19 protein-coding genes are annotated in these 21,897 nt (G+C 64.3%); 6 read left to right on the top strand and 13 right to left on the bottom strand.

The window, feature by feature from the left end; translation table 11 throughout:
- Positions 1-123: 123 nt before the first annotated feature.
- Positions 124-1,119, top strand: a complete 996-nt coding sequence (locus tag IWX88_RS06510) for a ketopantoate reductase family protein (protein WP_196828445.1) — start codon at positions 124-126, stop codon at positions 1,117-1,119.
- A 108-nt stretch (positions 1,120-1,227) separates the two neighbouring features.
- Here IWX88_RS06510 and IWX88_RS06505 read toward each other — a convergent pair whose 3' ends face one another.
- Positions 1,228-1,887 (bottom strand): uridine kinase, encoded by a 660-nt coding sequence (locus tag IWX88_RS06505; RefSeq protein ID WP_196828443.1) that lies wholly within the window; start codon positions 1,885-1,887, stop codon positions 1,228-1,230.
- 68 nt (positions 1,888-1,955) lie between these two features.
- On the opposite strand from IWX88_RS06505, the gene IWX88_RS06500 reads away from it, so the two are divergent.
- Complete coding sequence (locus tag IWX88_RS06500; protein WP_370568214.1) at positions 1,956-2,825, top strand: A/G-specific adenine glycosylase; 870 nt, start codon at positions 1,956-1,958, stop codon at positions 2,823-2,825.
- Positions 2,826-2,977: 152 nt separating this feature from the next.
- Here the strand turns inward: IWX88_RS06500 and rbfA are convergent, their stop codons facing one another.
- The 7 genes from rbfA to IWX88_RS06465 all read right to left on the bottom strand — a co-directional run bounded on the left by rbfA (position 2,978) and on the right by IWX88_RS06465 (position 12,500).
- Positions 2,978-3,421, bottom strand: coding sequence for a 30S ribosome-binding factor RbfA (gene rbfA, locus IWX88_RS06495; RefSeq protein WP_196828441.1), 444 nt, complete (start codon positions 3,419-3,421; stop codon positions 2,978-2,980).
- Positions 3,422-3,560: 139 nt separating this feature from the next.
- Complete coding sequence (gene infB / locus IWX88_RS06490) at positions 3,561-6,236, bottom strand: translation initiation factor IF-2 (protein ID WP_196828439.1); 2,676 nt, start codon at positions 6,234-6,236, stop codon at positions 3,561-3,563.
- A 107-nt stretch (positions 6,237-6,343) separates the two neighbouring features.
- Positions 6,344-6,628 carry a YlxR family protein gene (locus tag IWX88_RS06485; RefSeq protein WP_370568243.1) on the bottom strand — a complete coding sequence of 95 codons (285 nt, stop codon included), beginning with the start codon at positions 6,626-6,628 and terminating at the stop codon, positions 6,344-6,346.
- A 71-nt stretch (positions 6,629-6,699) separates the two neighbouring features.
- Positions 6,700-7,695, bottom strand: a complete 996-nt coding sequence (gene nusA, locus IWX88_RS06480; RefSeq protein ID WP_196828437.1) for a transcription termination factor NusA — start codon at positions 7,693-7,695, stop codon at positions 6,700-6,702.
- 235 nt (positions 7,696-7,930) lie between these two features.
- A complete protein-coding gene (locus IWX88_RS06475) occupies positions 7,931-9,778 on the bottom strand; it encodes a proline--tRNA ligase (protein WP_196828435.1) in 1,848 nt (615 codons plus the stop codon).
- Between the two features lie 150 nt (positions 9,779-9,928).
- Complete coding sequence (gene ispG, locus IWX88_RS06470) at positions 9,929-11,077, bottom strand: flavodoxin-dependent (E)-4-hydroxy-3-methylbut-2-enyl-diphosphate synthase (protein WP_196828433.1); 1,149 nt, start codon at positions 11,075-11,077, stop codon at positions 9,929-9,931.
- A gap of 46 nt (positions 11,078-11,123) precedes the next feature.
- Complete coding sequence (locus IWX88_RS06465; protein WP_196828431.1) at positions 11,124-12,500, bottom strand: site-2 protease family protein; 1,377 nt, start codon at positions 12,498-12,500, stop codon at positions 11,124-11,126.
- A gap of 77 nt (positions 12,501-12,577) precedes the next feature.
- On the opposite strand from IWX88_RS06465, the gene IWX88_RS06460 reads away from it, so the two are divergent.
- Positions 12,578-13,936, top strand: a complete 1,359-nt coding sequence (locus tag IWX88_RS06460) for a serine/threonine-protein kinase (RefSeq protein WP_196828429.1) — start codon at positions 12,578-12,580, stop codon at positions 13,934-13,936.
- Positions 13,933-14,334, top strand: a complete 402-nt coding sequence (locus IWX88_RS06455) for a hypothetical protein (protein WP_196828427.1) — start codon at positions 13,933-13,935, stop codon at positions 14,332-14,334. The genes IWX88_RS06460 and IWX88_RS06455 overlap by 4 nt, the downstream gene beginning before the upstream one ends.
- Positions 14,335-14,386: 52 nt before the next feature.
- Here IWX88_RS06455 and dxr read toward each other — a convergent pair whose 3' ends face one another.
- From dxr to IWX88_RS06440, 3 genes are all read right to left on the bottom strand, one after another.
- Positions 14,387-15,469 (bottom strand): 1-deoxy-D-xylulose-5-phosphate reductoisomerase, encoded by a 1,083-nt coding sequence (dxr, locus tag IWX88_RS06450; RefSeq protein WP_196828425.1) that lies wholly within the window; start codon positions 15,467-15,469, stop codon positions 14,387-14,389.
- A gap of 98 nt (positions 15,470-15,567) precedes the next feature.
- A complete protein-coding gene (locus IWX88_RS06445) occupies positions 15,568-16,545 on the bottom strand; it encodes an FKBP-type peptidyl-prolyl cis-trans isomerase (RefSeq protein ID WP_370568213.1) in 978 nt (325 codons plus the stop codon).
- A 137-nt stretch (positions 16,546-16,682) separates the two neighbouring features.
- Entirely contained in the window at positions 16,683-17,192 is a 510-nt protein-coding gene (locus IWX88_RS06440) for an OsmC family protein (RefSeq protein ID WP_196828421.1), read from the bottom strand.
- Between the two features lie 42 nt (positions 17,193-17,234).
- Between IWX88_RS06440 and gabT the strand changes: the two genes are divergently transcribed.
- Both gabT and IWX88_RS06430 read left to right on the top strand, forming a co-directional pair.
- Positions 17,235-18,584, top strand: coding sequence for a 4-aminobutyrate--2-oxoglutarate transaminase (gabT, locus tag IWX88_RS06435; RefSeq protein WP_196828419.1), 1,350 nt, complete (start codon positions 17,235-17,237; stop codon positions 18,582-18,584).
- Positions 18,581-19,618, top strand: a complete 1,038-nt coding sequence (locus IWX88_RS06430) for an asparaginase (RefSeq protein ID WP_196828417.1) — start codon at positions 18,581-18,583, stop codon at positions 19,616-19,618. Before gabT ends, IWX88_RS06430 begins: the two co-directional genes overlap by 4 nt.
- A 10-nt stretch (positions 19,619-19,628) precedes the next feature.
- On the opposite strand, the gene IWX88_RS06425 is transcribed toward IWX88_RS06430, so the two are convergent.
- On the bottom strand, positions 19,629-20,984 hold the full coding sequence (locus tag IWX88_RS06425) for a transaminase (protein WP_196828415.1): 1,356 nt from the start codon (positions 20,982-20,984) through the stop codon (positions 19,629-19,631).
- Positions 20,984-21,895 carry an ABC transporter permease gene (locus IWX88_RS06420; protein ID WP_231368992.1) on the bottom strand — a complete coding sequence of 304 codons (912 nt, stop codon included), beginning with the start codon at positions 21,893-21,895 and terminating at the stop codon, positions 20,984-20,986. Before IWX88_RS06420 ends, IWX88_RS06425 begins: the two co-directional genes overlap by 1 nt.
- Positions 21,896-21,897: the final 2 nt, after the last annotated feature.

Raw genomic sequence — 21,897 nt, 5'->3', positions numbered from 1 at the left:
GCGAAGTTGGCTCCGTCGCCCGACCGAGGATAAGCGAGTGCATCAGTGCCGAATCAACGGTCCGACAGCCATGCCACTATCGCTGCTCCGGTACGTGACGGCCCACAACACTAGGATCGGCATATGAGGGTAGCGGTGATCGGTGCTGGCGCAATCGGCGGCACGATCGCCGGCCTCCTGGCGCGGGCTGGGCACGACGTGCAGGTTGTCGCTCGTGGTGTGCAGCTCACTGCTTTGGCGCAGAACGGCCTCCGCCTGACCGGTGGGTGGGGAGACTTCACGGTCCGGGTCGACGCTGTTGAGAGCCTCACCGTTTCCCCGGACATCACCTTCCTCACCACGAAGGCGCAGGATGCCGCAGCCGCCCTCCGTGCGAACGCAGAAATCCTTGTCGGCATCCCGCTTGTCGTCGTTCAGAACGGCCTCGAGGCCATCAGCACCGCCAAGCAAGCGGCTCCTCGGTCAGACATCGTCGGTGGGCTGGCTATCTATGCGGCGTCCTACCTCTCCCCCGGCACCATCACCGTCACGACCACCGGGCCGACCTTTCTCGGCGGCCCGGTGCTTCCGGCGCTCTATGCTTCACAGATCCTCGGGGCCGTGATGCCCGTGGAACTCACCGATAATTTCGAGGGCGCGCAGTGGACGAAGCTCATTGTCAACCATGTCAATGCCCTGTCAGCCATCACCGGTTTGAGTGTGCAGGAGGCGATCGGTGATCGGCAGTTGCGTGCAATCATGACCGAAACTATGCGCGAGGCCGTTCGGGTGGCGCAAGCGGCCAATATTGAATTCGCGCCCCTCCAGGGGCTCTCCCACCGGCTGCTGTCGGCTCTCGTTCGAGTGCCGACGCCGGTCGCGCAGCTGCTGCCGTTGCTGATGAAACGGCGGATGGGATCACGCCCCAACCCGGGGTCGACGCTCCAGAGCATCCGACGCGGCCAGCCCACGGAAATCGACTACCTCAATGGCGCCGTCGTGCTGCGCGGTGCGGCCGCGGGCGTACTCACTCCGGTCAGTGTGGAGCTCGTGGCCATGGTTCACGAGGTGGAGCGCAGCGGAGTGTTCATCCCCACGACCGTCGTCATCGAGCGGATGCGGCTGCCGCTCGGACGATAGAGCGTGTCGGACGATCACGGGTCACATTGCTGGTCGGGGCGGGCAGGGCAGGTGCCGGGCTGGTTGAGTGCAGCCCAGGACCCAAACCGGAGACACACGACACCCGCGCTAGCAGGAGTCTGCGAAGACCCGGCGCGGCTGCTCGAAGTCACGGTTGTCGATGATGCTCGACGCCGCGGTGCGCGGAGACGCTTCGGTCAGGTAGAGCTCCTGCCCTCCGCGGTGGCGCTCAACGTTCTGGGAACCACCGTCACGATCGAGCATCCGCTGTTCCGCGACCTCGCGGGGAGTCTCGAGCCACACCGAGTAGTTCCAGAGCCCTGCCAGCTCCGGGCGATTGAGGAATGTGCCGTCGAGCACGAGAATCGCATCCTTCGGTCCGGTGCGCCACTTCGACTGCACTGGAAGATCCCGAACATGGTCGAACGCCGCTGTCACGAAAGCGGCACTCCCGCCCATGCGGAACGGCTCGAGCAGCACGCGCCGGAAGGTGGAGTAGTCGAAAGAGTCCCGATAGTAGCCCTCGGGCGAGTCAGCGCCACGAGAATGGCGTTCGGCCCTGGAGCGGTAAAAGTCATCGATGGATGCCCGGAAAACTGAGCGTCCCATCGCGGTGAGTGCAGCGGCAAGATCGTCGGCAAAATGAGTCTTCCCCGCACCGTCTGTTCCGTCGATCGCAACGACAACGCGCCCGGCGGTGTACGACGCGACGATTTCGGCGGCGAGTGCGTCAAGCACGACCTTTTTTTCAGGGTGCCATTTGGCCATGGATAACAGCCTACGCTGCAGTGTTCCGCACTCGATGCGTCCCGAGTTCTAGTTCGTAGAGTGGGACAGTGAGCATCGCGAGCGTAGTCAACCAGTGGTTCGTTGTTAACGGTCGCGACCTGCCGTGGCGGCGAGCGGGCTTCAGCGCGTGGGGAACTCTGGTGAGCGAGATCATGCTTCAGCAGACTCCCGTGGCGCGAGTGATCCCGCGACTTGAAGAATGGCTGCAGCGCTGGCCCAACCCCGCTGCCCTTGCTGCGGTGCCCTCGGGCGAAGCGGTACGGGCCTGGAACCGGCTCGGCTATCCGCGTCGTGCGCTCTATCTGCACGCCGCAGCCCTGACCATCACGGAGCGCCACGCTGGTGTCGTGCCGCGGGATGTCAGCCAGCTTCTTGCCCTGCCCGGCGTCGGCGATTACACGGCGCGGGCGGTAGCGGTATTCGCCTACGGGGATCGTCATCCTGTCGTCGACACCAACGTGCGCCGGGTGATCGCCCGGGCGATCGACGGGAACGCAGAGGCCGGACCACCGTCAACGCGGCGCGACCTCGCTGCCATGGAAGCACTCCTGCCCGCTGACACCGAGGGAGCCCGCCTCTTCAATGCGGGGGCCATGGAGCTTGGAGCAATCGTCTGCACTGCACGCGCGCCGCGCTGCGACAGCTGTCCGCTGGCCGAGGTCTGCGCCTGGCGGGCTGGTGACTACCCTCCCTACAGCGGCCTTCGAAAGGCGGTACAGAAGAAATTCGAGGGCTCCGACCGACAGGTACGCGGCCTCATCCTCGCCGAGCTGCGGACCGCGGATGTTCCGGTGCTGGCCACCGAACTCGACACAGTCTGGGCCGACGACGTTCAACGCACCAGAGCTCTAGCCGGCCTGCTCGCTGACGGGTTGGTGGTCGGCTCACCCTCCGCCGGCTACGAACTGCCGTCCTGATCATCCCGTCCTGATCATCCCGTCCTGATGATCGCGTGCGGATCGGTTTCTCTCGTGGTTGGTGACGCAGCCGGGCGAGTCACGGTCCTGGCAGCCCCACTCGATGACCGACCGTGTTGGTGTTGGTGTTGGTGTTGGTGTTGGTGTTGGGGTCAGTCTGTTTCGTCGGCGGGGATGATCCGCGGCTTGACGTAGGGGTCTTCGTCCCCGGCATAGGTCGCGGTGCTACGCAAACCACCAATCTCGCTGTCGCGGCTGGCCGCCTCGGCGAGAAGCGCCTCGATGTGCTTGGCATTCTCCGGCACAGCGTCGGCAATGAACTCGAGCGACGGCGTGAGCCGTGCGGTGATGTTCTTACCCACCTCGCTGCGCAACATCCCCGTCGCCGATTTGAGAGCCGCGGCGGAATCCGTGCGCTCCTCATCGGTGCCGTAGACGGTGTAGAAGATCGAAGCGTGCTGCAGGTCGCCGGTCACCTTCACGTCTGTGATCGTGACAAATCCCAGGCGCGGGTCCTTGAGCCCACGTTCGAGAGTTTTCGCGACAATCACCTTGATGCGATCCGCCATCTTGGCGGCGCGGGCGGGATCGGCCATAATTCTTCCTTAACTTTCACAGCGCACTACGAAGAGCTAGAGAGCCGCAGGAGGAGGCCACCAGCTAAAGAGGCTTGCGGAGCTTGCGGAGCTCCGCCTCTGTGCTGGTTGCCTCCTCCGGAGGCACTCACCGAACTACCTAGGCGCGGATTTTTTCCTTCATTTCGATCGTCTCGATCTCGTCACCGATTTGGATGTCGTTGAACTTGCCGAGACCGATGCCAGCCTCGAAGTCCGTGCGGACCTCGGTGACGTCGTCCTTGAACCGGCGAAGCGACTCGATGGCGAGGTTGTCGCCGACCACAACACCGTCGCGGATGACCCGCGCCTTGGCATTTCGCGTGATTGTTCCCGAGCGCACGATGACACCGGCAACGTTTCCGAACTTGGATGAGCGGAAGATCTCGCGAATCTCTGCCACACCGGACTGCACCTCTTCGAACTCGGGCTTGAGCATTCCCTTGAGGGCGTTCTCCACGTCTTCGAGGGCGGCGTAGATGACGGAGTAGAAACGAACGTCCACTCCTTCACGAGCCGAACGCTCGCGCGCCTTCGTGTCGGGGCGAACATTGAATCCGATGATGATGGCGTTGTCGATCGTTGCGAGGTTGACGTCGCTCTCGGTGATCGCACCCACACCGCGGTGGATGATGCGAAGCTGCACGCTGTCGTCGACCTCGATCTTGAGCAGCGATTCCTCGAGCGCCTCGACGGCACCGGAAACGTCACCCTTGATGATGAGGTTGAGCGACTCGACCTTGCCGTCTTCGAGGGCCTTGGTGAAGTCCTCAAGGCTGATGCGCTTTCGGCTGCGGGCAAGCAGGGCATTACGCTCTGCTGCTTCGCGCTTTTCAGCGATCTGTCGGGCTGTGCGGTCATCGTCGGTGACCAGGAAGGTGTCACCGGCGCGGGGCACGGAAGTGAGTCCCAGCACCGAGACCGGTCGGGCCGGTGTCGCGAACTCGACCGGCGTTCCGTTCTCATCGAACATGGCACGCACGCGTCCGTAGGCGGTTCCGGCAACGATCGCATCGCCGACCTCGAGAGTTCCCGACTGAATGAGCACAGTAGCAACCGCACCACGTCCCTTGTCGAGCTTCGCCTCGATGGCAACGCCGCGCGCATCCTTGTTGGGGTTCGCGCGCATGTCGAGTCCAGCATCCGCCGTGAGGAGCACTGCCTCAAGAAGCTCCGGGATGCCGATCTTGTTGAGTGCCGAGACGTCGATGAACATGGTGTCCCCGCCGTACTCTTCCGCGACGAGACCGAACTCGGTGAGCTGCTGGCGAACCTTTGCCGGGTTCGCGCCATCCTTGTCGATCTTGTTGACAGCCACGACGATCGGAACTCCCGCTGCCTGGGCGTGGTTCAGTGCCTCGATGGTCTGGGGCATGATGCCATCATCCGCTGCGACAACGAGAATGGCGATGTCAGTGACCTGCGCACCGCGGGCACGCATGGCGGTGAACGCCTCGTGGCCTGGTGTGTCGATGAAGGTGATCGCGCGCTCGTTGCCCTCGTGCTCGGTGATGACCTGGTAGGCACCGATGTGCTGGGTGATCCCACCCGCCTCACCCGCGACGACATTGGCATTACGAATGGCATCGAGAAGACGGGTCTTTCCGTGGTCGACGTGACCCATGACCGTGACTACCGGAGGACGAACCTCGAGGTCGTCATCGGTTTCGTCTTCGAGCTCCTGATCGAGGTCGATGTCGAAGCCGCTGAGCAGCTCACGATCCTCATCCTCTGGGGAGACCATCTCGATCTTGAAACCGAGCTCTGTACCGAGGATGTCAAAGGTCGCCTCGTCGAGGGACTCGGTGGCGGTAGCCATCTGCCCCAGGTGGAACAGAACGGTGACGAGGTTACCGGGGCTGGTGTCAATCTTGTCGGCGAAGTCGGTGATCGACGCACCACGACGAAGGCGCACGGATGTCTTACCATCGCCGCGGGGAACGCTGACGCCACCGAGCGAGGGGGCCTCGCGCATGTCGAATTCGGCCCTTTTGGTGCGCTTCGACTTGCGGGCCTTACTCTTGCCGCCACCGCGACCGAAGGCTCCAGCTGTGCCACCGCCGGGTCCGCGACCGCGACCGCCGCCACCTGCGGGACGGTTAGGGCCGAAGTTCGAGCCGGGTGCCCCAGCAGGAGCACCTCCCGGGCGGAACCCACCGGCACCGGCACCGGCCGGACGTGCACCACCAGGCCCGCCCGGACGAAAACCACCGGCACCGGCCGGACGCTGCCCGAACCCGCCGGGACGCTGCGCTGCCTGACCTGGGCCACCTGGACGCGGAGCACCCGGACGAGGCGTGGATGGGCGCGGGATACCGGTCGGCGAGGCAGCCGGTCTGGTGTTCATGCCCTGCGCCGACGCATAGGGATTATTGCCCGGTCGAGGAGCGCCGGGACGCTGCATACCCTGGGCGCTTGCGAAGGGGTTGTTGCCTGGTCGTGCCGTACCCGGGCGCGGGATGCCGGATCCGTCAGCCGACGGGGCTGAGGGTGTCGCAACCGCGGGCGCTGCCGGAGTTTCAACGATCGGTGCGGCCGGAGCTGCGGGGGCAGGTGTTGGGGTCGTTGGTGCTTCGGCCACGGGAGCAGGGCGGGGCGGAGCCGCCGGTGCTGCCGGCTTTTCGGGTGCCTTGATGCCGTCGGCCGCGAGGGCGGCACGCAACTTGCGCGCTACCGGAGGCTCGATGCTCGAGGACGGTCCCTTAACGAACTCGCCCATTTCCTTGAGTTTCTCAAGGGCTTTCTTGCTGTCAATGCCGAGTTCTGCTGCGATCTCGTGCACGCGTGGTTTTGCCACAGTGTTCTCCTTGTCGGGCCAACTCCCGATCAGGAGAAGGCCTTAATTGTGGACGGGTCTCATTTCGAGCCGCTCATTAGTTGTCCATTGGTCAATCAGCCTGTTCGTTAGGGCGTTCCGGATGGAACGCCGACTGTGTGGTTCATTTGGAGGCTGGCAATCTCTGCCAGGAATCCAGTCATGCCGAGTGCACCGTCCGTGCGCAAGCCACGAGCGATCGCCTTGCGAGCGACCGCCGTCTCAGCACAGCGGGTTGTCGGATGCACCCAGGCGCCTCGGCCGGGGAGTGTTGCGGAAACATCCACAACGACTTCGCCACTACTCACAACCAGCCTCACGAGGAGGGATTGGTCAGCGCGCATGCGGCAGCCGAGACAGGTTCTAACAGGGATGATCTTATCCTCTTCTCACGCAGCCCGTCGGATCACAATGTTCCACAGCCCGAGCGGACCTACGAAAAAGCTCAGTCCCCGTCGAGTATCGAGTCGGGCTGGATATCGATACGAGCGCCGGTGAGCTTGGCCGCAAGCCGAGCATTCTGGCCTTCTTTGCCGATGGCGAGGGAGAGCTGGTAATCCGGAACGAGGGCGCGCACAGCCTTGGTTGCTGCGTCGATCACGTACGACGAGGTCACCTTCGCGGGTGAAAGCGCATTGCCGACAAAGGTCGCGAGGTCTTCGTTGTAGTCGACAATGTCGATCTTCTCGTTGTTGAGCTCTGCGGTTACCGCGCGAACGCGCTGCCCGAGTTCTCCGATACAGGCGCCCTTGGCGTTGACGCCCGGCTCGTTGGCCTTCACCGCGATCTTGGTGCGATGGCCGGCCTCCCTCGCGAGGGAGACAATTTCTACAGCACCGCTGGCAATCTCCGGAACCTCGAGGGCGAAGAGCTTGCGAACGAGTGACGGGTGGGTGCGCGAGACCGTGATCTGCGGACCCTTCAACCCCCGGCTCACGCTCGTTACGTAGACACGGATGCGGGAACCGTGGGCGTAGACCTCTCCAGGAACCTGCTCCTCCGGCGGAAGAATCGCCTCGATGCTGCCGAGGTCGACGTGGATCATGCGAGGGTTCGGACCCTGCTGGATGACGCCGGCGATGATGTCACCCTCGCGGCCCTTGAACTCCCCGAGCACCTTGTCGTCGCCGATGTCGCGAAGGCGCTGGTTGATGACCTGCTTGGCGGCGAAGGCTCCGATGCGACCGAAGTCCTCCGGAACATCCTCGGCCTCACCGATTACCTCGCCCTCGTCGTTCAGCTCGGGGATGAAGATGCTGACGTGCCCTGATTTGCGGTCGAGCGACACACGCGCGTGCACGTTGCCGTCCTTGGACTCCGGCGTCTCGGTGTGTTTGAGATAGGCCGTGAGGATGGCCTGCTCGATGATCACCACGAGTTCGTCGAAGGGTATTTCGCGCTCGCGCTCCATGAGGCGCAGCACGCTCAGGTCGATGTCCACTGAGGGCCTCCACTATTTTCGGTTATCTGGTCGTGCGCCGCGATCGCGCGTACGAAGTCAGCATCTAAGTTAGCAGGATGCGCACGAGGGTGGTCGTGCGTCCCCACCGGTATCCGGTTCCGGTGGCCGACGCAATTACGCGACGCGAACCGCGGCAAATTGTCGCTCCATCACCCGCTTAGCGGCAAAATGGCGCAGTTGCCGGGCCTTCCGGGGGTGTCACCCGACGAGAACCTCAGTCGAGCGCAGCGACCGCCTCGACGACGTCGGCAAGTGCCACCGGCGTCTTCACACCGGTGCGGCGGTCCCACAGCTCGACCATTCCCTCGGCGAACCCCTTGCCCACAATCACGATGATCGGAACACCGATCAGCTCGGCATCACCGAACTTAACCCCGGGAGAGACCTTGGGACGCTCGTCTACCAGCACGTCATAACCGCGCTTCTCGAAGTCGATCGCGAGCAAGACAGCAGCATCCAGCACCTCGACCTCCTTTGTCGCCGCGACCACATGAAGGTCGAACGGCGCGACATTGCGCGGCCAGATGAGGCCCCGCTCGTCGTTATTGGCCTCGGCAATGATGGCCAGAATACGGGTGATGCCGATGCCGTACGAACCCATCGTGACGGTCACGAGTTTTCCGTTCTCACCGAGGACCTTGAGCCCGAGCGTGTCAGCGAAGAAGCGACCAAGCTGGAAGACATGCCCCATCTCCATGCCGCGGGCGAGTTCGACCGGACCGGAACCATCGGGGGCCGGATCCCCTGCCTGCACTTCGGCGACCTCCACCATGGCGTCCGAGACGAAGTCACGACCGGCGACGAGACCGAATACATGTCGGCCGGCCACATTGGCACCGGTAATCCAGGCGGTGCCGGGCGCAATGCGCGGATCGGTGAGAAAGCGAATTCCCGTGGTCGAGTGCGGTGGCGCGGCCGCGGCGGCCGCCTCTGCTGCGGCACGCTCTTTGCGACTCAGCGACGGATCCAGCGCCGGCCCGGCCCCGAGCACCGCGGCATCCGCTGTCCACGGCCCGATGTACCCCTTGACCAACCCGGGATGACGTGCAAAATCGCCGTCGTTCGCCGCTTCGACATCTGCCGGAGCAAAAGCCGCCTCGGCGCGTTTCAGGTCCACTTCACGGTCGCCGGGAAGTCCGACCACTACGAGCTCACGTGACCCGTCGGGGTTCACCAGAGCAAGCACGATGTTCTTCAGGGTGTCGGCGGCGGTCCAGGGGAGGCCGTCAACGCGCGGGTGGGCGGAGTTCGCGACATCCACCAGGCTCTGGATGGTCGGGGTATTCGGCGTGTCATGAACTTGTGCATCGGCGAGCCCCTCGAGGGGTCGCGGTTCCGGCGGGAGTGTTCTGAAAGCTTCAACGTTTGCCGCGTAGCCGCCGGCCGAACGCACGAAGGTGTCTTCGCCGACAGGCGTAGGGTGCAAAAACTCTTCACTGCGAGCACCGCCCATGAGCCCGCTATCGGCCTTGACGATCACATAATCGAGGCCGAGGCGCGCGAAAATGCGCTCGTAGGCATCGCGCTGACTCTGGTATGACAGCTCGAGACCAGCGTCGGTGTAGTCGAAGGAGTAGGCGTCTTTCATGGTGAACTCGCGGCCACGCAGCAGTCCAGCACGGGGACGTGCTTCATCGCGGTACTTGTCCTGGATCTGATAGATCGACAGGGGAAGCTCTTTGTACGACGAGTAGAGATCTTTCACCAGAAGTGTAAAGACTTCTTCGTGAGTCGGGGCGAGGAGGTAGTCGGAGCCCTTGCGGTCTTTGAGCCGGAAGATCCCGTCGCCGTATTTCTCCCAGCGCCCGGTGGCCTCGTAGGGCTCACGCGGCAGCAGACCCGGGAAGTGGACCTCCTGGGCGCCGATCGCGTCCATTTCCGCACGCACGATCGCCTCAATGCGCCGTTTGACCCTGAGGCCAAGCGGAAGCCAGGCGAATACCCCCGGAGCCTGGCGGCGAATGTACCCGGCACGCACTAGTAGGCGATGGCTCGCCACCTCGGCGTCTGAGGGGTCTTCGCGGAGGGTTCGGAGAAAGAGCTGGGAGAGTCGTGTGGGCACTTGGATACTGTAGCCGCCGAGCCTGCCCAACAAATTCTGTGATGGCGGCTATCCGAACAGCCGTCCGTTCCGAATAACGAGTGTGAAGGCGGACCCCGACCCGAATCGGGTCCACCTCCACGACCACGCCGACCCGCGACAGCGGGGGGCTCAGACGGTGACGACCCGTGGCGAACCAGTAGCTCCCGGGGGCATCGCGGCCGCAAGACGGTTGGCCTCCTCAATGAGGGTTGCGACGATCTCCGACTCCGGCACAGTCTTGATGACCTCACCCTTGACGAAGATTTGGCCGCGACCGTTGCCACTCGCAACACCGAGGTCAGCTTCTCTGGCCTCCCCCGGGCCGTTCACAACGCACCCCATAACGGCAACACGCAGGGGAACAGTCATCTTTTCGAGTCCGGCGGTCACGTCATTGGCGAGCTGGTAGACATCCACCTGGGCACGGCCGCAACTGGGACACGACACGATCTCGAGCTTGCGTTCGCGCAGGTTGAGCGACTGCAGGATCTGAAGGCCGACTTTAATCTCCGTGACGGGAGGAGCCGAGAGCGAGACTCGGATGGTGTCGCCGATACCCTCACCGAGCAGGATTCCGAAAGCTGTCGCCGACTTGATTGTGCCCTGGAACTCCGGGCCGGCCTCCGTCACCCCGAGGTGCAGAGGCCAGTCGCCGCGCTCCGAGAGCAAACGGTAAGCCTTCACCATGATGACGGGATCGTTGTGCTTCACCGAGATTTTGAAATCGTGGAAGTCGTGCTCCTCGAAGAGGCTCGCCTCCCAGACGGCGCTTTCCACGAGCGCCTCCGGAGTAGCCTTCCCGTACTTCTGCAGGATGCTCGGCTCGAGCGATCCCGCGTTCACGCCGATGCGGATGGATACGTTTGCCGCCTTGGCCGCCGCCGCGATCTTGCCGACCTGGTCGTCGAACTTGCGGATGTTGCCGGGATTGACCCGGACAGCGCCGACGCCCGCGTCGATGGCCGTGAAGACGTACCGCGGTTGGAAGTGGATGTCGGCGATCACCGGAATCTGGCTCTTGCTCGCGATGATGTGCAGCACATCCGCGTCGTCCTGATGGGGCACTGCCACACGCACAATGTCGCACCCGGTGGCCGTGAGCTCGGCGATTTGCTGCAGTGTCGCGTCGATGTTCGTGGTCTGGGTGGTGGTCATCGACTGCACACTCACCTGCGCGTCACCTCCGACCTTCACCTTGCCGACCGAGATCTGGCGGGTCTTGCGACGCGGGGCGAGGGTCAGAGGGGCGAGGGGAAGCCCTAAGTTGATTGCTGGCACCGGCTCATCCTAGGCCGCCGCGGTGCACGGCCGGTGGAGAAGCGTTTTACTGCAGCACGATCGGCTTGACGATGTCCGCGTAGATCAGCAGGATGCTCATCGCTCCGAGCACCAGCACGACGGCGAGGGTGACCGGTACCAGTTTGGCCACATCGACCGGTCCGGGGTCCGGTCGCCTGAACAGTTTGGCGAATGCCCGGCGGATACCCTCCCAGAGCGCTCCAGCCACGTGCCCACCGTCGAGAGGCAGCAGGGGAACCAGGTTGAAGACCATCAGCGCCACGTTGAGCGAGGCGATGAGCCCGAGAAGAAACGAGAACCGTTCTGCGAATGGGGAGGTCTGCGTCGCAGTGACCTCTCCGGCAATCCGGCCGACGCCGACGACGCTCACTGGGCCGTTGGGATCACGCACGCCCGGGCCGAATGCCGCTTTCCCCACATCGATGAGACGTTGCGGAAGGTTCAGGATGAGGTTCACGTCGGCAGCCATGGTGGTGCCGAGGGTGGGAATAACGCGACTGAGCGGCTGCCGGGCGAGCACACGATCCGGCCCGATTCCCAGGAAGCCGACCCGTTCGGTCACCGGAGTGCCGTTGGCGTCTGTCACGACAGCACCTTTGGTGGTGAGCACATTGCGCACGGACAGCAACGGCACGGCGGTGAGCACCCTGGTCTCCCCGGCGCGATGCACTGTGAACTGGACATTTTTACCCGCGGAGGTGCGGATGACTTCAGTCACCTGATCCCAGGTCGGATAGTCGATCGCGGCGACCTTGATGATCTGGTCCCCGGGTTTGAGCCCGGCCGCCGATCCTGGCGCTTCTGGGTCGCTTGGGGAACAGACATCCGCAGTGCTGGATGCGGGAAGCACGCAGGCGGAGACGCTCCCGACGGCGAGCTGCTGGGTTCCGAAGCCACTGAGCACCACGGCGAAGAGCACCGCTGCAATCACGAGGTTCATGAACGGCCCACCGAGCATGATGATCACACGCTTGTAGATCGGGAGCTTATAAAAAACACGGTCTTCATCGCCGGCCGTGATCGTGTCAGCGCTTGCCGTGCGGGCATCCTGCACCAGGGTCTGGAAAAAGCCGGTGCTGGAGGTTCGGCCGCCAGCTTCGTATCCCTCTTCGAGCACGGCGGCATCAGTGCCGGAGGTGCGCGAGGCGCCGCCTGCGCGCGCCGGGGGATACATGCCAGCCATGGAGATATAGCCGCCGAGCGGGATAGCCTTCACCCCGTATTCGGTCTCGCCCACCCTTCGCGAAAACAGGGTCGGCCCGAAACCGATCATGTATTGCGCGACCTTCACCCCGAAGAGCTTGGCCGGCACGAGGTGGCCGACCTCATGGAGACCGATCGACAGGGCGATGCCGACGAGCACCACAACGATGCCGAGGATATAAAGCAGAACGGTTTCCACGCAGATCAGAGTATCCGCATGAGGCTGGAGGTAGTCGGTGCAGGAACGGGGAACCTCCCATGACGCACAATGGAGGGATGACTAACGATCCGAACAGATCGCCGTCCTCTGCGCTGGCCGCAGGGGACCTCATCGGTGACCGATTCCGCATCGAATCAACGGTGGGAGCCGGCGGGATGGCAACCGTCTACCGTGCTCGCGACGAGGCGCTCGGTCGAACGGTCGCCCTCAAGGTGTTCCGCTGGGAGCTTGCGGATGCCGACGACGTGCGCCGTCAGCGCGACGAGGTGCAACTACTTGCCTCTCTCAACGCCCCCGGCCTGGTGACGCTGTTCGATGCCGTCGCCGAAGGTGGCGTAGGCGATCACGGGCGCGCCTATCTCGTGCTCGAATTCGTCGATGGGGTCGACCTGCGCACACGACTTCTCGAGGGGTTGCCCGACCAAGAATCCGTCGGCCGGATCGGGTCAGACGTCGCCTCAGCCCTCGCCTACATCCACACCCGGGGGGTGGTGCACCGCGATGTGAAGCCCGGCAACATCCTGCTGCCCCACGACCATTCCACGCCGGGTGCGCCACTGGCAAAGCTCGCCGATTTCGGAATCGCCCGGCTGCTTGACGATGCCCGGATGACCGCGACCGGCACCGTGATCGGCACCGCGACCTACCTGAGTCCCGAGCAGGCAGAGGGCGCGACCGTTGGCACGGCGAGTGATGTGTACTCCCTCGGACTCGTGCTGCTCGAAAGCCTCACCGGGCAGCGAGCCTTCCCCGGAACGGCAATCGAGTCGGTGCTGGCCCGGCTAGCGCGCGATCCCGAAATCCCGCATTCCCTGGCCGGCCCCTGGCGGAATGTTCTCACTGCGATGACCCAGCGCGTGCCGGCGGACAGGCCGGACGCCTCGAGCGTCGCTGCGACACTGCGCGATCCGTCTTTCCGTGCGCTCGCATCCCTTGGACCATCTGCCAGCGGTCCGGACACAGAGGCGACCCAGCTGATGGATACGGAACTGCCCGCGACCGCTGTTTTCGGGACCGAGCATGAGGAGCCAACGAAGCTGCTCCCCGCTGCGGAAAACCTCGCCCCTGCACTAGCCAGACCGGCGCCAGAGACGACGGCAGCCACGACGGCAGCTACAGCGGCAGCCACGACCGCAGCCACGACCGTGTTCGCCGCACCGGCAGCGGAGGCGGGGCCCGAAGCGGCATCTGGACGGCCAGTGCGCCGACGCTTTGCCATCCTCGGGTCTTCGGTGCTGGCCGCAATCATCGTGGTTGTGCTTGCGATGTCACTCTCTCGCGCGATGTTGACCGGCCCTGAGGCATCCACTTCGCCTCAGCCCGCGCCAGCCAGCACGTCGAGCGTCTCCTATCCGGCCGTCTCCGGCACGCTCGGGAGACACCTGAGCCAACTGCAACAGAGCGTGGCACCGTGAAGCGCGCGGGATTGCTGTCCACAGGGCTGAGTTGCGTTGTTGTCGCCTGCGCGCTGGTGCTTACCGGCTGTGTCGGGGGCACTGAACCGGCGGTGACCACGACGGCATCGCCCTACTCCGCTACCGTCGCGTCTAAGCTGCAGGCCGGTGTGCAGGCCGTCACGTCTTCGGCCGCCGGCGGCGATCCGGCCACAGCACTCGCCCGACTCGATGAACTGGCCGTGACCCTCGCGGATGCGCGTGCCCGGGGCTTGGTGACTACTGCACGTTTCGACAGCATCACGGCATCCATTGCCCTCGTGCGAGCCGACCTGCAGGCAGCAATCGCCGCGTTAGCCAACCAGGAGCCTGGCAACTCCGAGAAACCCGGCAAGGGCGATGGCAACAAAGGCGACTGAGCACAGCCGCTGAGTGAAATTTGGTTAGCGAAATCTGGCTAGCGAAAGCTCGCTAGCGCTTGGCAATTCGTCGGTCAGCGTCGGCGCGCGCCCAGTGCTCGGCTGCCACGAGTGTCTCGCGGGTGAGGGCGCCGGATGCCGAGTGTGCGTCAACGACAGCCGCGACGGTATCAACGATGTCGAGGTAGCCGATCCGCCCGGCATGGAAAGCAAGGACCGCCTGCTCATTGGCCGCGTTGAACACCGCCGGGTAGGTACCGCCCTCTCGCCCCACGCGTTTTGCCAGATCGACCGCCGGGAATGCTTCGGCGTCGAGAGGCTCGAAACTCCAGCTGCTCGCGGTGGTCCAATCCAGGGGCGCACCGACCCCCGACACGCGATTCGGCCAATCGAGTCCGAGCGAAATCGGCAATCGCATATCGGGCGGAGAGCATTGGGCGATAGTCGAACCGTCGACGAACTCGACCATCGAATGCACGATGGACTGCGGATGCACCGTCACATCGATGCGCTCGTATGGCACGTCGAACAGGTAGTGGGCCTCGATAATCTCGAGTCCCTTGTTCACGAGGGTCGACGAATTGGTGGTGACTACCAACCCCATGTCCCAGGTGGGATGCGCGAGCGCCTCGCGCGGCGTAACATCACGCAGCGACTCCCTGGTGCGCCCGCGGAATGGTCCGCCGGACGCGGTGAGCACGAGTCGCCGCACCTCGCCAGCCGTACCGGATCTCAACGCCTGCGCAATGGCTGAATGCTCCGAGTCGACCGGCACCAGTTGACCGGCAGACGCGGCACCCATCACAAGCTCGCCGCCGACAATCAGGCTCTCTTTGTTGGCGAGGGCGAGTGTTGCCCCCACCTCAAGCGCAGCCAGGGTCGGGCCGAGGCCGACCGATCCGGTGATGCCATTGAGTACGACATCGGCAGCGACGGTCCGCACGAGCTGCTCTGCCTCGATCTCGCCGAGAGCGACATGCTCGACACCGAACGCCGCGGCCTGCGCTGACACCGCGGCGCGCTGCGACCCGGCGCCGAGTCCCACGACTTGGAATCGCTCGCGGTTTGCCGCGATCACCTGCAGTGCTTGAACACCGATCGATCCGGTCGAACCGAGGATGATCACGCGCCGCATAGGGCTACGTTAGCCCGTTCGCGTCACAATTTTCGTGGGATGTACCGAGCCGAGGCGGTGGCGAGCCCAGGAAGTGACGAACCCAGGAAGCAACGAACTTAGGAGGTGGCGAGGATATCGACGACGAACACGAGAGTGTCGGTGCCGGTTATTCCCGCTGATGTCTGTCCGGCGGCTCCGTAGCCATCGGCTGGTGGGATCACCGCGATGACCTGGGATCCGACTTTCTGGCCGACGAGCGCTTTACCGAATCCGGGGATGACACCCGTGGTGGCGAAACTGGCTGGTTCACCGCGGGTCCAGCTGGAGTCAAAGACCTTGCCTGACGCCCAGATGACTCCGGTGTAGTGAACGGTGACAGTGTCGCCGGCCTTCACGGTCGTCCCAGTGCCTTTTTTGAGGTTCGCGATCGTGAGAGTGGTTGGCGCATCCGCCTTCGGCACGGTCACGGTCGGCTCGCCTTTCGAGCCGAGAGTGACGGTGGGAAGACCGGCTGTCGGCTCCACCGCAGCGCCGTCAGCCTTGGGAAGCACCTTGACCGGATCGGTAACCTTCACGACGTCGAAGACGAAGATGAGCGAGTCGGTGCCCTTGACACCGAGTCCTTCTGAGCCCGTGGCCTTGAAGCCATCTGCCGGGGGGATCACCGCGACCACACGGCTGCCCGCCGGCGAGCAGGTGAGGCCCTTGATCATGCCGGGCAGGATGCTCGAGTCCTTGAGCTGGAAGGCTGTTGTCGAGCCCTTCTTGTAGGTCGTCGAGTCGATCTTCTTGCCGGTGGCCGCGTCGTAGGCGGTGTAGTCCACCTCGACGGTGCCGTTTGCCTTGGCTCCGGCGCCCTTGCCGTCGATAACGACCGAACGCTCGGTTTTCGTGGTGCTAAGTCCCTTGTCGAACTTGACCGTCGGTGCCTCGCCGAACTTACCGGTGACAGTGACCTTGCTCGAGTTGGATCCGGATGCCGTCGGGGTGCATCCGTCCGCGGAGGTGGACGAGCCACAGGCCGCCAGTGATCCGGCGAGCACAGCGATAGCGAGGGCCGAAAGGGTTTTCTTCACCGCGAGTGTTTTCTTCACCGCCCAAGTGTGGGGCATCCCCCCGAATCAAGCTGACCAAACCCTGAGTATTGGGCATTCGAACAGCCAGAGGAGACGGGCCACGGGGCCAGATATTCAGTTTTCTACTCGGCTTTCTACTCGGCTTTCTACTCGGCCTATTCTTCGGCCCGGCCCGTAGAGCGCTCCGTAGGGCGCTGGGTGCTCACGGCAATCCGAGGTTCATGCCCCACCGGAAAGTTCATCGAGTTGGCGATGAAGCACTTGAGGCTCGCCTCGTGATGGAGGGCGAGAGCCAGGTCGGGGTCCCCCTCCGAGATCGTCACGACCGGGCGAAGGGTCACGCTGGTGAAGTGCCCGCCACCATCCGCTGTCTGCTCCATGATGCCGGTTGCGGCATCCGTGTAGTCCATCACCACGACACCGTGGCTCGCCGCGACATGAAGGTAGCTCAGCAGGTGGCACTGAGTGAGCGCTGCGATGAGCAACTCCTCGGGATTCCACCGGTCGGCGTCGCCGTGAAAGACCCGGTCAGATGAACCACTGATCTCGTGCTTGCCCTCGGCGCGCACGACGTGGTCACGCCCATAGGCGCGATAGTTACTCGTACCGGTTCCGCGGTTTCCGGTCCACTGAAGTGAGACGGTGAAGCGATGTTCGTAGGTCACTTCAGCAACGCTACGCTCTGCCAGCGATAGAATCTGGGGACTATGACAGTCACTCTTTCTTCACCCTCATTCGTCGATTCGATCACCGAGGAGCGGCGCATCGTGACCGCAATCCCCGGCCCGAGGTCGAAGGCGCTGCAGGAGCGGCGACTGAAGGTCATCCCGGTCGGGGTGGCATCCGCTTTACCGGTGTTCATCGAGCGCGCCCACGGTGCGATTGTGGTGGATGTCGATGGTAACCAGTTCATCGACCTCGGCGCCGGTATCGGGGTCATGACGATCGGCCACACTGACGCTGCGGTCGTGGCCGCGGCATCCGCCCAGCTCGCTGCCTTCACTCACGTGATGTTCACTGTGACCCCCTACGAGGGCTATGTGCGGGTTGCCGAGCTGCTGGCCGCGCACACCCCCGGCGACTTTGCAAAGAAGACGGTGCTGCTCAATTCCGGTGCCGAAGCAGTCGAGAATGCGGTGAAGATCGCGCGCAAGTACACCGGTCGCCCCGGTGTGGCCGTTCTCGATCATGCCTATCACGGGCGCACCAACCTGACCATGGCGATGACCTTCAAGGCGATGCCGTACAAGCTCGGCTTCGGGCCATTTGCGAGCGACGTGCACCACGCGCCGAACTCCTACCCATTCCATGACGGACTGAGTGGGGCGGATGCCGCGGCCCGCACCATCTCGTACCTCGAAAAATCCGTCGGTGCCAGCGATCTCGCCTGCCTCGTCGTCGAGCCGATCCAGGGCGAGGGCGGCTTCGTCGTGGCCGCCGACGGCTACTTCGCGGCCCTTCGCCAGTGGTGCACCGCCAACGGCGTGGTCTTCGTCGCCGACGAGATCCAGAGCGGAATGGCCCGAACTGGCAAGTACTTCGCGATCGAACACTTCGATGTCATCCCCGACATGGTGTTGAGTGCAAAGGGCATCGCGGGCGGGCTCCCGATCGCCGGAGTCACCGGTCGTGCCGAAATCATGGATGCCTCCCATCCCGGTGGCCTCGGAGGCACCTTCGCGGGTAATCCCGTCGCCGCTGCAGCCGCGATCGCTGTTTTTGAGGAGATCGAGTCGAAGAACCTCCTCGCGGAGGGTGCGCGCATCGAGGGTGTGCTGAAGCCCGCGCTGCTTGCTCTGCAGAAGCGCTATCCCCTGATCGGCGATGTGCGCGGCATCGGAGCGATGATCGCGATCGAGCTGGTCGAGCCGGGCACCCACACCCCGAACGCGGCCGCCGTCTCCGCCATCACGGCCTTCGCCGCTCAGCACGGAGTGCTGCTGCTCAGCGCTGGGACCTACGGCAACATCATCCGTTTTCTTCCCTCGCTCGCAATCTCGAATGAGCTACTGCGCGAGGCCCTCCAGGTGCTCGACAACGCACTCGCGTCGCTGTGAGCCACCCGCTCGATCTGACCGGCGTCGTCGAACTGGCGATCCTCTCGCGGTCGGGGCTTGACGAGTCCCGCCACCTTGGTGCTGCTGTGGTCGTCTCGCCGGATGGCACCGTCGCGCGCGCGCTCGGTGACGTGGATGCCCTGGTCTACGGGCGATCGTCGCTCAAGTTCTTCCAGGCCATCGCGGTACTGCGATCGGGAGTGGCTCTCACGGGCACGCAACTCGTGCTCGCGACGGCGAGCCATGCGGGCACCCCGGAGCATGTGGCTGTGGTGCGGGAGCTCCTGGCACGAGCCGGACTGAGTGAGGATGCCCTGCAGTGTCCGCCGGACTGGCCGTTCGACAGCACATCGCGGTCCACGGCATCCGCTCCCGCCCGCGTGACGATGAACTGTTCCGGCAAACATGCCGCGTTCCTGCTGGCCTGCGTGGAGAACGGCTGGCCCACCGCGAACTACCTCGATCCGGCGCATCCGCTGCAGCAGCTGATCCGCGACACCGTGGAGGAATTCACCGGTGAGCCGGTCGGGCATGTGGGAGTCGACGGCTGTGGCGCACCGGTGTTTGCCACCACGTTGCGTGGACTTGCGACAGCCGTCGGCCGCGTTTCAGCATCACGGGACAGCTCGGCACAGGACAGCTCGGCACAGGACAGCTCAGCGGCACAGGACAGCCCAGCACGGGACACTTCGGCCGCGGCGCTACTCACGGCGGCAGTTCTGGCCGATCCCTGGGCCATCGATGGACCGGGTCGGGCGAACACCGTCGTGACCGAACAGCTTGGCCTGCTCGTGAAGGGCGGAGCGGAGGGCGTCGTAGTGATGGGCGCCCCCGACGGCACGGCCGTCGCACTTAAGATGCTGGACGGCAGTGCCCGCGCGACCTCACTCGTGGCCCTCGGATTGCTCGCCTCGGTTGGGGCGATCACCGTGCAGGAGTGCGACCGGGTGGGAGCCCTGGCCACAGAGAAAGTGCTCGGCGGAGGGCACCCGGTGGGAGACATCCGCGTGTCAGAACTGGTGCGCGACCTATAGTCCCGAGCGCTCAGGCGTACAGGCTGACCACGGCCTCGCGGAAGGCGACCGTGTGCCGCTCCACATCGGCGGCGGTAGTGCTCGGCGCCATCAGTGCCATGTTGTGGAACGGCGTGATGAGGATGCCGCGGTTCAGGGCATGCAGGTGGAGATACTGCTGCAGCTCAAAATCATCGGCGTCTGCGGCCTCTGCTCCATCATGCGGAGCGGATGCCCGGAAGCTATATTCCGAGCGCGCTCCGAGCTGGGTGACCTGCCACGGCACCGCGAACTCGTCGAGGACCGCTTGAACACCGACCGTCCACTCGGTCGCCCGATCGATCATGCCGGGGAACACCTCCGCGGTCAGCACCTCGGCTAGCGTGGCGCGGATAGCCGCGAGAGAGAGAGCGTTACCCGCGAGAGTGCCACCGACTCCCCCGACATCGATGTCCTCGAGTTCGAGAGACTCCCGCACGCGGGCGGAGAACGACGCGGTCATCCCATATGCCGCTGCAGGAATACCACCACCGATGCTCTTACCCACGACCACCGCATCGGGGTCGAGGCCGTCGCGAGCGATCATCCCGCCCGGGCCAGCGCACAGGGTGTGCGTCTCATCGATGATGAGGATGACGCCGTAACGGCTGCAGAGCTCGCGAACCGCCGCGTGGTAGCCGGGGTCGGGGAGCACGATGCCGATGTTGGTGAGCGCCGGCTCCATGAGCATCGCCGCGATCTCCCCTGTCGCGAGAGCGGCCTCGAGGGCTGGCACATCATTGAATGGAACGACTGCCGTCGTGAGGGATGGAGCCACCGGTGCCCCGATCGTGCCCCGGCGTTCGACAACCGCGCCCGATTCGTCGAGGGTGGCGTAGGCCTCGTCGACGGTGCCGTGATAGCAGTAGTCATGCACGACGATCTTCGGCCGACCGGTCACCTGGCGGGCATAGCGGATGAGGCTGCGGTTCGCGTCGGTCGCAGAGAGGCTGAACTGCCAGGCCGGTACCCCGAAGCGCTCGGCCAGCATCGAGGCCGCTGCTGCGGCATCCGCTGTCGGCAGCATAAAGGTTGAGCCCTTGGCGAGCTGGGCCGTGATCGCCGCCACTGCGGCAGCGGGTGCATGGCCGCACATCGCACCGGTATCGCCGAGACAGAGGTCCACGTGATCGATGCCATCGACGTCGATGAAGTGAGAACCGGCGGCACTGTGCACGTAGACCGGCCACGGCCCGGGCCACTTGGCCATCCAGAGCATCGGCACACCGTCGGGCAGGTGCGGCACAGCCTCAGCGAAGAGCTCGGCGGACCGCGGACGTTCGGCTCGGAATAGATCAACCTCGGCCTGCCAGAGGCCGGCGAGCCGTGCACGATCGTCGTAGGCCATCAGCCGACCCTCGCGAGCCGCTTGCGCCGAGCGGCAGCGCTGACTTGCTGTGAGACGACCAGCGCGATTGCGATCAGGAACACCGCAGAGGCGATCACGTTTGCTTCGGCCGGGATTCCGCGAGATGCAGCGATATAGACGAACTTGGGGAACGTGGTCGCTGATCCCGAGTTGAAGTTGGTGATGATGAAATCATCGAAGCTGAGAGCGAAGGACAGCAATGCTGCCGCCACGATACCGGGCAGAAGAAGCGGGAAGGTGATGCGCCAAAACACCTGCGCCGGCGAACCATAGAGATCGCGCCCCGCCTCTTCGAGAGCGGGATCGAGGCTAGAGACCCGTGCCTTCACCGTCACCACGACGAAGCTGATGCAAAACATGGTGTGGGCGATGATGATCGTCCCAATGCCCTTTTCCACTCCGGCACCGAGGAACTCGGCCGCGAGGCCGGCCCCGAGCACCACCTCGGGAGTGGCCATCGGCAAGAAGAGCAGCAGGCTAATCGACGACCGGAACCGGAACCGGTAGCGCACGAGAGCGATCGCGATCATGGTGCCGAGTGTTGTAGCGATCACGGTCGCGGTGACACCGATGAGGATGCTATTGCCGAACGCGGAGCAGACGTCCTGCGCATTGCAGACATTGAGCCAGTTGTTGAGGGTGAACCCGCGCCAGGAGATGTTCGATTTGATCGAGTCGTTGAACGAGAAGATGAAGGTGTACGCGATTGGGATCAGCAGGAACACCAGCGCGAGCGCGGTGTAGACCGGGAGTAACCACCTGCCGAGGCTGAATCGTCGGGCCGGTCCGTTGGGCTTTCGCCCTCCAGAAACGGGCGTGTTGACAGCGGCGGGCGTGCCCATAGCGGCGGGCGTGCCCATAGCGGCGGCAATGGCACGTCCCTCTTGCATGG

Source organism: Frigoribacterium sp. CG_9.8, assembly GCF_015751965.1.
Taxonomy (GTDB): Bacteria; Actinomycetota; Actinomycetes; order Actinomycetales; family Microbacteriaceae; genus Lacisediminihabitans.
Note: the sequence above shows the minus strand (reverse complement) of the source record. Positions and strands in the feature narration are given on the sequence as shown.